The 14,334-nt window shown below is 59.9% G+C and carries 14 protein-coding genes; 3 read left to right on the forward strand and 11 right to left on the reverse strand.

Annotated elements, in window-relative coordinates:
- The 3 genes from KUV52_RS14120 to KUV52_RS14130 form a co-directional block, all read right to left on the reverse strand.
- Nucleotides 1-1,449 carry a cytochrome c oxidase subunit II gene (locus KUV52_RS14120; protein ID WP_222526562.1) on the reverse strand — a complete coding sequence of 483 codons (1,449 nt, stop codon included), beginning with the start codon at nt 1,447-1,449 and terminating at the stop codon, nt 1-3.
- Nucleotides 1,450-1,717: 268 nt separating this feature from the next.
- Nucleotides 1,718-2,818 carry a hypothetical protein gene (locus KUV52_RS14125; RefSeq protein WP_222526563.1) on the reverse strand — a complete coding sequence of 367 codons (1,101 nt, stop codon included), beginning with the start codon at nt 2,816-2,818 and terminating at the stop codon, nt 1,718-1,720.
- A gap of 149 nt (nt 2,819-2,967) precedes the next feature.
- On the reverse strand, nt 2,968-3,273 hold the full coding sequence (locus KUV52_RS14130) for a hypothetical protein (RefSeq protein ID WP_222526564.1): 306 nt from the start codon (nt 3,271-3,273) through the stop codon (nt 2,968-2,970).
- 252 nt (nt 3,274-3,525) lie between these two features.
- On the opposite strand from KUV52_RS14130, the gene KUV52_RS14135 reads away from it, so the two are divergent.
- A complete protein-coding gene (locus KUV52_RS14135; protein ID WP_222526565.1) occupies nt 3,526-4,155 on the forward strand; it encodes a deoxynucleoside kinase in 630 nt (209 codons plus the stop codon).
- Between the two features lie 54 nt (nt 4,156-4,209).
- Here KUV52_RS14135 and hydF read toward each other — a convergent pair whose 3' ends face one another.
- The 8 genes from hydF to KUV52_RS14175 form a co-directional block, all read right to left on the reverse strand.
- Nucleotides 4,210-5,433 (reverse strand): [FeFe] hydrogenase H-cluster maturation GTPase HydF, encoded by a 1,224-nt coding sequence (gene hydF / locus KUV52_RS14140; protein ID WP_222526566.1) that lies wholly within the window; start codon nt 5,431-5,433, stop codon nt 4,210-4,212.
- A complete protein-coding gene (gene hydE / locus KUV52_RS14145) occupies nt 5,426-6,454 on the reverse strand; it encodes a [FeFe] hydrogenase H-cluster radical SAM maturase HydE (RefSeq protein WP_222526567.1) in 1,029 nt (342 codons plus the stop codon). Before hydE ends, hydF begins: the two co-directional genes overlap by 8 nt.
- Complete coding sequence (locus KUV52_RS14150) at nt 6,451-7,059, reverse strand: hypothetical protein (protein WP_222526568.1); 609 nt, start codon at nt 7,057-7,059, stop codon at nt 6,451-6,453. The genes hydE and KUV52_RS14150 overlap by 4 nt, the downstream gene beginning before the upstream one ends.
- Nucleotides 7,056-8,489, reverse strand: coding sequence for a [FeFe] hydrogenase H-cluster radical SAM maturase HydG (hydG, locus tag KUV52_RS14155; protein WP_222526569.1), 1,434 nt, complete (start codon nt 8,487-8,489; stop codon nt 7,056-7,058). The genes KUV52_RS14150 and hydG overlap by 4 nt, the downstream gene beginning before the upstream one ends.
- An 84-nt stretch (nt 8,490-8,573) precedes the next feature.
- Nucleotides 8,574-9,245 (reverse strand): cytochrome b/b6 domain-containing protein, encoded by a 672-nt coding sequence (locus KUV52_RS14160; protein WP_222526570.1) that lies wholly within the window; start codon nt 9,243-9,245, stop codon nt 8,574-8,576.
- 10 nt (nt 9,246-9,255) lie between these two features.
- Entirely contained in the window at nt 9,256-9,576 is a 321-nt protein-coding gene (locus KUV52_RS14165) for an iron hydrogenase small subunit (protein WP_222526571.1), read from the reverse strand.
- A 12-nt stretch (nt 9,577-9,588) separates the two neighbouring features.
- The gene (gene hydA, locus KUV52_RS14170; protein WP_222526572.1) at nt 9,589-10,821 is read right to left on the reverse strand and encodes a [FeFe] hydrogenase, group A; all 1,233 of its coding nucleotides are present in this window, start codon (nt 10,819-10,821) and stop codon (nt 9,589-9,591) included.
- A 434-nt stretch (nt 10,822-11,255) separates the two neighbouring features.
- Nucleotides 11,256-12,134 (reverse strand): LysR family transcriptional regulator, encoded by an 879-nt coding sequence (locus KUV52_RS14175; RefSeq protein ID WP_222526573.1) that lies wholly within the window; start codon nt 12,132-12,134, stop codon nt 11,256-11,258.
- 136 nt (nt 12,135-12,270) lie between these two features.
- Between KUV52_RS14175 and KUV52_RS14180 the strand changes: the two genes are divergently transcribed.
- Entirely contained in the window at nt 12,271-13,401 is a 1,131-nt protein-coding gene (locus tag KUV52_RS14180) for an S-(hydroxymethyl)glutathione dehydrogenase/class III alcohol dehydrogenase (protein ID WP_315900136.1), read from the forward strand.
- Nucleotides 13,402-13,451: 50 nt separating this feature from the next.
- Nucleotides 13,452-14,303 (forward strand): S-formylglutathione hydrolase, encoded by an 852-nt coding sequence (gene fghA, locus KUV52_RS14185; protein WP_222526574.1) that lies wholly within the window; start codon nt 13,452-13,454, stop codon nt 14,301-14,303.
- Nucleotides 14,304-14,334 lie beyond the last annotated feature (31 nt).

A 14,334-nucleotide genomic window follows, 5' to 3' on the forward strand; every position in this document is an offset into this window, starting at 1 on the left:
TTACTGCTTCAGGCTTTCTATGGTCTGGATCAGATCCAGGATCTCTGCTTCGGTCAGGCTGACCACCGGCATCACCGGTGGGTAACCCTCCACCACTTCGGCGTTTGGGTCGATGATGGCGCGGCGCAGGTAATCCTCATCCGCGATCACTGTGGTGCCATCCAGCAGCGTTCGTTCACTGCCCGCCAGTCCAACCCAGGTTGGCCCCACCAGCTTCTGGCCATCGACGCTGTGGCAGGCTAGGCACCCTTTGGCCTGAGCCAGATCCACACCGGTTAGGCTCTGGTCCGGTTGGGCATCAACGGCGCCACTCACCGGCGGCGCTGCCGGAGCCGCTTCCACCTCACCCGGTGCCCCGCCCTTCTCTTTCATATAGGCAATCAACGCCGCGATCTGCTGATCACTGAGGTCATAGGGGGGCATCACGTTGGCGTAGCCCTGCACCAGTTTGGCGGCGGGTTCGCGAATCGATTCGATCAGGTAGGCGTCGTCCACGGTCAACTCTGTGCCATCGCTCATCACCTCCGCACGCCCGTAGATCCCGCTCCAGCTTGGACCCAGTGGGCTGGCAGCAAAGCCATGACAGCCCATGCAGCCCTGCTCAGTCGCCAGTTTCTCGCCCTCCCGGGCCAACGGACTGAGGGTGGTTTGGGCCAGCGCCAGCTGCGCTTCCGCAAAGGTGGGTTGCTGCGCCAGCCAGAGGGCGTATTCCGCTTCCGGTTGCACTACCACTTTGCCGCGCATATTGAAGTGCCCCACTCCGCAGTACTCGGCGCAAAGGATCTCAAACTCCCCCTCCACGGTGGGGGTAAACCAGAAGGAGGAGACGATGCCGGGCACCGCATCCATCTTGGTGCGGAACTGGGGCACGTAGAAGTTATGGAGCACGTCGAGGGAGCGCAGTTGCGCCTGCACCGGGCGATTGAGCGCCAGATGCAGGGTCGGCGTCTGGATCAGCCGGTCATCCTGACTGGCCGGGTCCAGAGGATCCAACCCAAAAGGGTTGTCGGCACTCACCCTTCGCACATCGGATTTGCCCAGTACACCATCGTCACCGGGCAGGCGGAACGCCCAGCCCCACTGTTTGGCCATGGCCTCCACCGGCAGCGCGTCATCGGGAACCGACACCACTTCGGAATAGACGTACAGGCCGGGGGCCAGCATCGCGATAATCCCAAGGGCGGACAAGCCAGTCAGCCACAGCTCCAGCTTTTTGTTCTCGGGTTCGTAATCGGCGGTACGGTCGGGTCGGTAGCGGAACTTGATGATGGCGATGATGGTAAAGATCATCACCGCAAGGAAAACCAGCCCGGTCACCAGAACGGTGATGCCGATGGTCAGATCGATGTCGCCCCAATTGCTCGCCAGGGGGGGCAGATCCCAGGGGCCGACGAAGTGGAAAATCACCGAAGCCACCAGGATCAGGAGCAGAACAATGGCGATGGCCATAAGCGCACAGTCTCCCGAAATGTCGCATCTCAAGGACGCGGCCCCGGCAGCACCAGACTTCCCTACAGAGTGTGGCTTTCCCAGCGGGTGCAAGCCGAAACATACTGAAGGCTAGGCACAATTTTTCGCTTTCGCTAGTTGGACGAGTTTTCCGGGCAAACAAGGCGGAGCATGTATGAAGGTTGGCCATTGTTTTGGCCAGACGACTGAAGCGCGGCGTCAAAAACGACGAAGCCCCCAAAAACGGGGGCTTCGAAGCGAAAAGGGCTTATCGGCGGGTATAGAGCGCAAAGGCGGGATGAGCCCGCAGCGTGTCCATGGAGCCGCTCAACCCGAAGTCGTAACCACAGAGCCTGAAATTGCCCCGCATCGCGGCGTCATAAACGATGTCGGCGGTATCCAGCGGCGAGAAGTAGGCGTAGTAGATGTCGTCCGGCCACACCTCAACCTTGATTGGACGGTAGCGGTTGTTGTTGTTAAACCGCATCTCGGCACAGCTGCGGTCGCCCTGAGCGGTCAGCTGCGACCACAGTTCACCCTGAGTTGCCCGACTCCCCGGCCACTTGATGATAAGACCATCGTGGTTCATCAGCAGCTCATAGGTGTCCGGCATGGCAACACTGTGCTGAAACTCCGGTGCGGTGGGCTTCAGCGCGGGTTTCGGCACCTCAACAGTCTGTTGTTCCGATTGGGTCTGAGGCCAGAAGGTCAGCACAAGCACACCCAGCACCACCGCGGCACCAATGGCCCCCAGAGCCTTACTCTGGCGCTTGATCAGCGGCACCAGTTGGTTGCCCAGGCGCCCTACTGTTTCACCCAGTCTCGGACCTTTGGGTTCATCGTCCCAGTAGCTGTTGGTGGATTCCGCGGCTTCATAAAGCTCATCCAGCGTGCTTTCGGGGTTCAGAGGCGTCATTGTCGGCTCTGAACCGTCCATCGAAGGTTCAACCCGCTGACGGGCGCTCACCGGCTCTGCAGCCAGGGGGGAAAGATCCACCGGGCCACTGTAGCCCAAGTGCCCTTCGGAACCCGGCGCGTAGCGGGCGCGAAGGCGGCTTTCCGGCAGGGCTGCCAGGGCCAGAACGGCCAGGGCAAACAGCCCGGCCAATACCATCGCAAGACCAGTGAACGGAGCGGCCAACTGGGCCGCCGCCATGGCCAGCCAGAGCGCCAGCAACACGAAAGCCAATGTGCCCGGACGGGCGCTGTCATTGAGTCGTCGCCGGGCACTGGCCAGCACTACTGCAGCGCCAGGCAGCGCCACCAGAGCGCCTGCTGCTGCACGAACCATGGGGGTTGCGGTGACAAAGAGCGCCACGTAGAGCAGGAAAACCAGCACCAGAGCCAGCCCAACCAGTGCAGTGCGCACTCGGCTGTCCCGGCCCTGATTACAAATTAGCGACTTCAGCAATGGCACAGAAATTCCTCAATTCACAAGAGCTAAACGGGGATTAGGGTGAGCCTACCGGATCCACTCCCACCTGTCAGCGGTCGCCGTAAACGATGCCCGGTTGCGGATCAATCTTCGTGGATCTGAACGGTAAACACCGGCACAGGCACCACGACGCTCTGAACCGCCTTATGCAGCCAGGCCAGTTCGGTGCGGTAGTGACCCGTGGTCGAGAAGTAGCAGAGCTGCAGATGGAACACCCCGTTGTCGTAACCGCAGGTCACGATCTCCGTCTGAACCTCCGGGTGGTCGACGTAGGCGCTCAAAGCGCGCTCTACCCCTTCCACATGCTCCGGCGCCAGGTCGAAACTGACGTCGATGCGCATCAACGAAAATGGCGCGCGCTCCTGCGCACCGGATGGGTCCTTTTTCATGGGGCGTTCCACGATGAGTCAAACTGGCTCTAGTGTACCCCAACCGAAGCGGGAAATAACCGCGAACCGGGCCGGTTGTCTAAGCCGCATTCAGAGTGGCAAAAATGGCGCATTTTTAACCGCCAAAACACGGTCTCCGCTCAGCTTTTCACCACTTGATGAGGCAGCGCAATTTCGCCGTGTTTTTCGCTGGAACCGGGGCGGTCCAGCGAGTAGACTTGCGCGCCCTTTTGGCAGATAACGTAGAACGAGATGGCACAGCAATTCGAACTGGTGGCGATCGAGGGTAACATCGGCGTAGGCAAGTCTACCCTGGTTCCCAAACTGGTAGAGCGGTTGAACGAGATCGACGATCGCCCGTGGAAGATGATCCTGGAAGACGTGGACACCAACCCGGAGTTTCAGCGTTTGCTGGCCGCCTTTACTCAGGATCCCAGCCAGCGCATCGCGTTCCAGCGCTTTATCACCAACCATCGTGCTGAGCTGTGTCAGGATCTGGACCCGGCCTACAACTACGTTCTGGAGCGCTCCCTGTACTCCGACCTGGTGTTCTGTCAGGCCAACCTGCAGGAAGCCTGCCGCCCGGACGGCGCCGATCTGACCTACTACTACGACATCTGGGACAAGCTGGACCACTACCCGCAAGTGACCTCCGTGGTCTACCTGCGCTCTGAGCCGCTGCTTTCCTACCAGCGCATGCTGGATCGTGCCCGCGAAGCGGAAAACGGCACCGCCTACGCGTATATCAAGCTGCTGTCCGATTGTCACGACACCTTCCTGCCCCACATCTGCCGGCAGAAGGACACCATGCTGCTGACCGAAGACTGGAGCCACTTCGGCTGCCACGACCGGATCGCCCGCCGCATTCTGCACAAGCTGTAACGCACAGCAAAACGCCGTCCAATGGGACGGCGTTTTTGTTTCGGCTCAACCGGATTAACCGGCCCGCGCCAGCAGCGGTGCCACCACACGGGGCATCACCCCCTGCAGTTTGGCAATCGCGACCCCGTAGTTGGTGATCGGCACCCCGCGTCGGGTGCACTCCCGCAACCGCCGCAGCATCTCGGCCCGGTTGAACATGCAGGCGCCACAGTGGAGCACCAGAGCGTAGGACTCCAGATCGTCTGGGAAGTCGTGCCCCGCCACCACATCGAACTCAATCTGCTTGCCACTGTAGCGGCGTACCAGCGCCGGCAGCTTCACCCGGCCGATGTCTTCATCCTGAACATGGTGGCTGCACGCCTCGGCAATCAGCACCCGGTCGCCATCTTTGAGACGATCCAGCGCCGCCGCCCCCTCGACCATCTGCGCCAGGTCCCCTTTAAAGCGGGCGAACAGGCTGGAGAAGGTGGTCAGGGGTACAGACTCGGGCACCAGTGGCGCCACGGTTTTGATCGCCTGGGCGTCGGTTACCACCAGCGCCGGAGGTTCCGGCAACATGGCGAGGGTCTGGGCCAGTTCGGTTTCCTTACAGATCATCGCGATGGCGCTGTGGTCCAGGGCTTCCCGCAGGATCTGCACTTGAGGCAGGATCAGCCGGCCTTTGGGTGCGGCCATATCGATGGGCACCACACACACCACGGTATCTCCCGGACCATAACAATCTGCAGCCAGTACCGGCTTGGCCTTCAACTCCTCCGGCGCCAGCTCAAACAGCGCCTGGCAGATGGAGCGGCGACCATGGCCAGCAACTGAGCTGGCCTGCTGAAACGGCAGTCCCTGCGCGTCACACCAGATCAGGTCGTCGGCGCTGGGGCTGGCCAGATCGCCCTTGTTGAACACCACCAGTACCGGCAGGCCCAAATTGCGTTGAGACTCGATAAAGGCCCGGTCCGCTTCGGTCAGTCCCAGTTCATCGACGACATAGAGCGCCATATCAGCGCGGTTCAGCGCCTTTCTGGTGGCAGCAACCCGCAGGTTACCCAACTCCCCCTCATCGTCGATCCCGGCGGTATCGATAAAGGTCACCGGACCCAGGGGCAGCAGTTCAAACGGCTTGTTAACGGCGTCTGTTGTGGTACCCGCGGTATCGGAAACGATGGAAACGTCCTGACCGGTGAGGAGGTTCAGCAACGAGGATTTGCCCGCGTTGCGGCGGCCGGCAAGCGCGATGTGGTAGCGCATCCCTCTCGGGGCCTGGTCGGTAACGGCATTACACATAAAGAGTCCTCAGACTGTCGCCCCGGCTGGCGCTGGCAATACGGCCGGTAGCGGTGATGGCGGCTCGCACCTGTTGCAGGCGCGCTTCCAGTGCCAGGGTGCTGCTGTTTTTGCCGGGGTAGATCCCGTAGCGTTCAAACACGGTATCCGGCGTAAACGAGGGCATCACCACGTTGCAGCCCCGACTCAGGGCCTGCTCACGGGCGCCACTTCGCAACGCGTCCAGGGAGCTGGTGGCAGGGATGTTTGCGCCCGGGTTCATCAGCCGCAGAATGGCGCTGACCCGATGGCTTTTCAGCACCGACCCGTTGGGCGCGTCGGCCAGGGGGGTTTGCGGGTGGGAGACAAACGGTCCACAGGCGAGCATATCCAATTGCAGATCGGTGAGTTGCAGCAGATCTTCCGCCAGCATGGCATCGGTAATGCCGGGCAGATCGGTGATCACGCCGCTGCCGGTCTGGTATCCGAGCCGCTTCAGGGCGTGAAGCCGACCCAGTCGGGCATCGAAGTCGGCGCCGGGTCGCAGTTCCGCAAAACGCTGGCGATTGAAGGTTTCCATCTTCAACAGGTAGCGATCCGCCCCCGCCTCCCGCCACGCTTCGAGCTCTTCCGCGTGTCGGTCGCCCAAAGAAAGCGTGACAGCGATGTCCGCCCGGGACTTGATGGCACGGATCAACGCCGCCACATCATTCAGACGGTAGCGATAATCGTCCGCCGACTGCAGTACCACAGAGCCCATACCCAGCTCGATGGCGCGATCCACCGCGTCCAGAATGGCGTCACTGTTCAGGCGATAGCGCCGGGCCTGACGGTTGTTGCGGCGCAATCCGCAGTAGTGGCAATCGTGGCGACACAGATTGGAGAACTCCACCACGCCACGGAGGTACACCTGGTCCTCAAACACGGCACGGGTGACAGACTCCGCCTGCTGAAACAGCCAGGCATCATCCTCACCACTCAACAGGGCAAGGATCTGGCTCTTCTCCAACAGAATCGGTTTGATGCCTGCAGATGGCGTCATCCACGCACCTCCCCTTCCCGGCTTTGGTACAAGGCTGAGCGACACTCCGACACGTGACGGTAACAGGCGCGTTCCCAGAGGCTGCTGTTTGATGCCAGAGGGGCACCGGACAACCACTCCTCCACCTGCCCTTCAGACAAGCCTCCGAGCACCAGCCACAAGCCATCGGATGCGGGCACAACGGAGTGGGCGTAGTGGCCGACGATGATCTGGTCATCGCAGATCAGCACCGGCTGTGTGGGCAATTGGGTGGTCTGCACCCACATCACCTTCTCCAGGTAACGGGACTGCAGATCCGCACACCAGGTGTCGGACTGTTTCACCAGTTCGGCCCGGTGGCTGTCCATCAGAGTGGGCCGCAACATGGCTTCAAACTCGGCTTGCCAGGGACCTTCGCCGCTTGAGATCAGGATCAGCCGGGCCAGATCACCACTGGCCAGTTGCTGCTCTAACGCATTGCCGATGCCGTTGGTGGCAAAGTTGCTGTAGAGCGCGGCATGCAGCAGTACTGTGCAGCTGGATTCGATCGCGCGGATAAGCGCCTCGGGATCCAGCCCCACCCAACCGGTCAGCGCGCCATCCGGTGGCGTTGCGTTGCTGCTCATAAATAGATGTCCCTTACGCCATCGTCGGTTTGGGTCAGACATTGACTGACGTTGCGGCGTCTTGCCGGGCTCATCTTGGCCAACTCTTTTTCGATCAGGGCGTTACCCGCCTCACGGGTGCCTTCGCTGGCGTGATCATTCAGGTATTCGCGGAACGTGATCAGAGCGTTGGGCTGGCAGAACTTGCTGATGAACTGCTGCTTGGCCAGACCCATAAAGTGGTCGCCGGTGCGCCCTTTGCGATAACAACCGGTACAGAACGAGGGGATGGAGCCAGATTCGGTCACCAGTTCATAGATGATGTCGTCCATGGGGCGATGGTCCCCCAGGGTGAACTGGGAAGCGTCCGCATGCTCCTCCTCTGCGGCCTGATAACCGCCCGGATCGGTACGGGAACCGGCGCTGATCTGGGAAACCCCCAGCTCCAGCAACTCTTTGCGCAGTTCGGCGCTCTCACGGGTGCTCATGATCAGGCCGGTATAGGGCACCGCCAGCCGGGTAATGGCCACAATGCGCTTAAAGGTGTCGTCATCCACGTCGAAAGGCGGCCGTTCTGACAGTTCAGAGCCGTGAGCCGGTTCGATGCGGGGGAAAGAGATGGTGTGGGGGCCAACGCCGCAATCGCGTTCCAGCACCTCAACATGGCGAAGCATCGCCAGCAGTTCAAAACGGTGGTCGTAAAGACCAAACAGCGCACCGATGCCAACGTCATCGATGCCCGCTTCCATCGCCCGGTGCATGGCGTACAAGCGGTAGAGATAATCGGTTTTCTGGCCCTTCTTGTGGACCGAAGCGTAAGTGTCCGGGTGATAGGTTTCCTGGAAACACTGGTAGGTGCCGATGGCGGCGGTCTTCAGCACTTTGAAATCGTCAATGCTCATCGGCGCGCAGTTGACGTTGATGCGCCGGATGTTGCTTCCCGGAGCCAGCTTCACCTCGTACATGGTGCGAATGCTGTCCACGATCGCCTCAACATTGTTGCGGGGGTGCTCGCCATAAACCGCCAGCAGACGCTTATGGCCCATCCCCAGCAGCACCTCCACCTCCTTACGGATCTCGTCCTGCTTCAGGGTCTTGCGCTTCAGCCCCTGGTTGTCGGCGTTAAAGCCACAGTAGCTGCAACTGTTGGCACAATGGTTGGACACGTACAGGGGGGCAAACAGCACGATGCGATTGCCGTAGATGGTGTCTTTAACCTGACGGGCCAGGTCGAACAGTTGCTGGTCGAGATCCTGATAGGGGTTCTGCAGCAGGATGGCCGCATCGGAAAGGCTCAGCCCCTCGCATTGGGAGGCTTTAACCAACACCGCCAGCACCTGCTCACGGCTTGGAGTGGCGTGCTCATTCAGGGTGCCCCAGATGGCGTCAGCATCGATAAAGCTGGTGGTGGGATCGTAATCGCGGATATGCAGTTCGTGGTGCGCAGACATGAAAACTTCTCAGATCGACAAGGTGTCAAAAAACAGCAGTCAGTAATCTGACTGCTGTCTGTGGTGTGGCTTATTCGCGTGGGATCACTTGCTGGCTTCGCCGTTGGCGTGAACCGGAACGATCTCCTGCTCTACCCACAGCGGGGTGTACTCAGCGGCATCGTGGTAAGGCACCTTGCCGTGAATCATCATCGCCTTGAAGTCATCGAAGCGGTATACCGCCAGGAACAGGTGAACCGGCAGGAAGGCAGTCAGCACCAGGCCGGAGACCAGGTGGCCCATACCCAGAACGTAGGTCACGTCACGGGGCATGGCGTGAGGCAGCAGCCACAGCGCCAGGCCGGAGAAGATCAGGATGGTGCCGCCAATCAGAACGCAGGCACCAAACAGCTTCTGGCCGGAGTTGTACTTGTTCATCGGCGGAACCGGTACCTTCTTACCCAGCAGGAACTTCTGCGGGTAACCGCCCAGCACCATGAACCATTTCACGTCGCGGTCGGAGAAGGAGAAGACACGGGCAACAAACAGCACCACACGGTCAAAGGCGATCAGAGTGAACGCGATGGCATCCAGCGCCATCACCACGCCAGCCACAATGTGGATGTCGTAGGTCAGCGCCATGCCCGCTTCAGAGAGCGGCTTGAAGAACAGGATCAGGCCAGTCGCGGCCAGCGGCAAAAAGCTCAGCAGCAACACGTAGTGGAAAACACGCACGCTCAGAGGGTGCTTGAGAATGGGACGGGTGTCGTGACTCATGGTTACTCCCTCAACCTTTCAGTTTGGTGCGGTCAACAAAGTGGGTGTGCAGCAGTTCGTGGGACAGGTGTCCCAGCGGCTCACCACCGAACTCTTCGTAGTACTTGGCCACGGCCGGGTTGGCGTGGCTCACGCGCAGGGCTGCAATGGCGTCGTCTTTGTACAGGCCAGCAGTACGAGCCTTGATGTACTCGTTACGGTTCTGGATGCGGCTGGCGATCCAGCCAACCGGCAGCGCCAGTGCCGCCATAAAGGCTGCACCAACGGCCATAAAGCGACGGCGGGACAGGAAAAAGCTGTCTTCAACGAAATCGTAGGTTTTCTTGCTCATCATTCTGTCCTATCAGAGAGTGCCGACCCAGGAGGAGCCGCTGCGATCGATCGGTTGACCGCCGCCGTTTACGCAACCGCCTGCACAGTTCATCACTTCGATAAAGTGATACGGAGAGGTGCCCGCCATGATGTCGTTCAGCAGGGGCTCGACGTTGTTGCCCATGTCATGAACCACGGCAACCTTAACGGTGACCTCCTGACCCAGGTGCTTGTCAAACAGCGTGATCTCGGCATCTTTGACGCCTTTCAGGCCACGAACCGGTTCCAGCTCCAGACGAGCCATCTCTTCGCCGGTCAGCACCTTATGAGCGGTACGAACTGCCGCTTCCATCACACCGCCGGTCGCGCCAAAAATGGTGCCCGCGCCGGTGTACTCGGAGAACATGCTGTCGCCATCAAACTCTTCCGCCTTGGCCAGATCGATCTCCAGCAGCTTCAGCAGTTGAGACATCTCGCGGGTGGTCAGTACCGCGTCCACGTCCTGGTAAGCCTTGGCGTGACGGCCATGCTCTTTGTGGTATTCCCAGGCGTCGTTGAACTCCGGACGGGAGGCTTCCACCTTCTTCGCGGTGCAGGGCATCACGGAAACGGTAAAGATCTGCTCCGGCGGCATGTTGTACACCTTAGCGCCGTAAGTCTTGGCCACGGTGCCCGCCATCTGCTGCGGAGACTTGGCAGTGGAAAGGTTGTCCAGCAGTGTGGGGTACTTGGTTTCCAGGTAGCGTACCCAGGCCGGGCAGCAGGAAGTGAACTGAGGCAGCTTGCCGGCGTCCTTGTCGCCCTGCACCGTGGCGTGCAGGCGATGGATGAACTCGGAGCCCTCTTCCATGATGGTGAGGTCAGCCGCGAAGTTACAATCGAAAATCTTGAAGCCGGCCTGATTCATCGCGCCGTAGAGCTTCTTGGTCACCAGTTCGCCTTTGGGCAGGCCAAACTCCTCACCCACTGCCACACGTACCGCCGGTGCAATAATGCCTACAACGGTGGTGTTCTTGTCCGCCAGTTTCTCGATGACGGTTTGCAGGGCGCTGTGGGTCTCTTCGATGGCATCGAAGGGGCAGTTGATCAGACACTGGCCACAGCCAACGCATTTGTCGTGATTGACTCGATGCGCCGCACCGGAAGCGCCCTCAATGGCGCCAGTGGGGCAGAACTTCTTACAGGCGTCACAGCCTTTGCACTTGGCGGCCTGGATCTCAATGAGACCAGATATCTCGCCGGGCTGATAAGTGGTGGCAGTCATTAGCGTAATGCATTCCTTGTTGTGATTGTTTTTACCCTGGCCCGGCGAATACCGTTCGCTCACATCGAACACACCGAGTCGAGCGCCGAAGACTGTAGGCGAAATGCACTGGTCGGATTTTTGCGTTAGGTCAAATCTGCCCGCCAACCCCCGGATATTTGACGATATTTGAGGTTTTTTTAGCGTCCCAGGCGAGCTTTGAGGAAATAATTTTTCCTCCAAAGCGCTGGTTTTAAAGGCGGTTTTGGCGTTGTTGTCGAAATTGGGAGCTTATCCGACCAATCGACAACAAAGTTAGGAATTGCATAGATTTACAAACCCGTTAACGGCAAATATCTTCGACTTAGGCTCAGTACCGATATCTCGTATTTGCCGTTACGGTATGTCGTAGGAACAGTTCAAACCGTTTTACTCAGGCGGGAGGAAGCGGCTCTTCAGGACGGTGAGGACAGCGCCTGGCTCAAGGCATCAATAAAGGCCCGAACCGTCGCGGTGACATGACGGTTGGGCGGGTAGCAGGCCCAGATCGGTTCGGGCTCAGGTTGGTATGCCTCGAGTACCGGCACCAGCCTACCCTGCTCAAACGCCTCCAGCAGGTAGTGTTCGGGAAGCTGTGTCAGTCCCAGCCCCCGTGTCGCGGCTTCCAGCAACGCCACACCACTGTTGCAGCGAAATGCACCACTGATCTTCATGCTGGTGGGCCGTCCCTCGACGTTGAATCGCCACAGATCGGAAGTGCCGACAAGACAGCGATGCTGGCTCAACTCCTCTACTCCACCCGGCGTGCCATAGCGCGCCAGATATTCGGGTGCCGCGCATACTGCCAATGCGCGCTCCCCCAAGCGGCGGGCCTTCAAAGAGGAATCCGGCAGGTCGCCGATGCGGATCGCCAGGTCGAGCCCCTCCTGAACCAGATCCAGCCGTTGATTGCTGAGCATCATCTCTACGCTCACCTTGGGGTACTGGGCGCAAAACTCCGCCATCAATGGCGCCAGTATCTGCTCGCCAAAGTTGACCGGTGCGGTCATACGGACTCGCCCGCTTGGTTCCGTCTGTTGCTCACTCAGCAGTCGCTGGGCTTCCTCAAGACCATCAAGCAGCGGCCGGCACAGCTGATAAAACTGGCGGCCACTCTCCGTCAGGCTGACCCGGCGCGTGGTTCGGTATAACAGCTGAGAACCCAACCGAGCCTCCAGCGCCGAAACCTGGCGACTGACCTGGGCCGTCGATATACCAAGGCGCTGACCGGCAGCGGTAAAGGACTCCGTCTCCGCCACCGCCACAAATTCATTGATCCCTTCCCACTGCGCCATAGGGGCCCTCATTATTACCGGTGTGCAAAAGTGATTTTCAGTTTGGCCCAATTATCATCAGACAGAGAGTGAATACAATGCCGTCTATGCTTTGGGGCAGCACATACGCCCCCAACTGTTCACCACGGAGCACACCATGACCCCACAAACTCTGAAGTCCAAAGCCGCCGTAGCCTGGGGCCCCGGCCAACCGCTCTCCATTGAGACCGTTGACGTCGCACCGCCTAAAGCCGGTGAGGTTCGCATCAAGATCATCGCGACCGGTGTGTGCCACACCGATGCCTTTACTCTGTCCGGCGATGATCCGGAAGGGGTATTCCCGGCCATTCTCGGCCACGAAGGGGGCGGTATCGTTGAATCCGTGGGTGAGGGCGTCACCAGCGTTAAGGTGGGAGACCACGTGATCCCGCTGTATACCCCAGAGTGCGGTGAGTGCAAATTCTGTCGCTCCGGCAAAACCAATCTGTGTCAGAAGATCCGAGAGACTCAGGGTAAGGGCCTGATGCCCGATGGCACCACGCGCTTCAGTAAGGACGGCAAACCGATCTACCACTACATGGGTTGCTCAACCTTCTCCGAGTACACCGTGCTGCCTGAGATCTCTCTGGCCAAAGTGAACCCGGCTGCCCCACTGGAGGAGATCTGTCTGCTGGGTTGTGGCGTCACCACCGGGATGGGTGCGGTGACCAACACCGCCAACGTGCAACCCGGTGACACCGTCGCCGTATTCGGTCTGGGTGGCATCGGCCTCTCCGCCATCATCGGCGCGGCGATGGCCAAAGCCGGTCGCATCATTGCCATCGACATCAATGAGAGCAAGTTCGAGCTGGCCCGCAAACTGGGCGCCACCGACTGCGTGAACCCCAAGGATTACGACAAGCCGATTCAGGAGGTGATCGTTGAGATGACCGACGGCGGCGTGGACTTCTCCTTCGAGTGCATCGGTAACGTCCATGTGATGCGCAGTGCACTGGAGTGCTGCCACAAAGGCTGGGGCGAGTCCGTGATCATCGGCGTGGCCGGTGCTGGTCAGGAGATCAGCACCCGTCCGTTCCAGTTGGTGACCGGTCGCGTTTGGCGCGGCAGTGCCTTCGGTGGTGTAAAGGGCCGCTCTGAGCTGCCGGAGTACGTTGAGCGCTACATGGCGGGCGAGTTCAAGCTGGATGACTTTATTACCCACACCATGGGTCTGGAAGCCATCAACGAGGCCTTTGACCTGATGCACGAAGGCAAGAGCATTCGCTCCGTTATCCACTTCGACAAGTAAAAACCTGCGCCAAGGCCCCCGCTCCCCGGGGGCCAATTTCGGAACACACAATGACATCACTGACCCAAATCAGTGCCAATCGCAGTTTTGGCGGCTGGCACTATCAATTGGCCTACGATTCAGAGGCGCTGAACAGCCGCACCCGGTTTGCCCTGTTCCTGCCTCCTCATGCCAGCGCAGACCATCCCGTTCCAGTGCTGTACTGGCTGTCGGGCCTGACCTGCACCGATGAAAACATGATGCAGAAAGCGGGTGCACACCGTATTGCCGCAGAGCTGGGCATCGCCATTGTTGCCCCAGACACCAGTCCCCGCGGCGATGAGGTGGCAGACGATGCGGAATATGACCTCGGTCAGGGCGCCGGGTTTTACCTGGATGCCACACAGGCGCCCTGGTCTGCACACTACCGGATGGAGCGATTTGTGGTGGAGGAGCTTCCCGCTCTGATCGAAACCCACTTCCCGGTGTCCGACCGCCGTGCCATCTCCGGCCACTCAATGGGCGGACACGGTGCTCTGGTGCTGTCGCTGCGCCATCCGGGTCGTTACCTGTCGGTTTCCGCCTTCAGCCCCATCAGTCACCCCAGCCAGGTTGCCTGGGGTCAGAAAGCGTTTGAAGCGTACCTGGGGAACGACACTGCGCTGTGGCACCAACATGACGCCACCGAACTCTTGTGTCGCGCCACGGAAGATAATTTCTGTCCGACGCTGGTAAGCCAGGGGCTGGCCGATCCCTTTCTGGACAACCAGTTACAGCCACACCACCTGGTGGACGCCGCCGGGGCCAGTGGCTATCCGCTCACGCTGGAGCAGCATGCGGACTACGATCACAGTTACTACTTTATCGCCACCTTTATCGAGCAGCATCTGCGCTTCCATCAGGAGGTGCTCAACGCCCGGTAATGCCGTGGTGCCGTCCCCAAATTTGGAGGCA

Source organism: Ferrimonas balearica (assembly GCF_019802055.1).
GTDB lineage: Bacteria > Pseudomonadota > Gammaproteobacteria > Enterobacterales > Shewanellaceae > Ferrimonas > Ferrimonas balearica_A.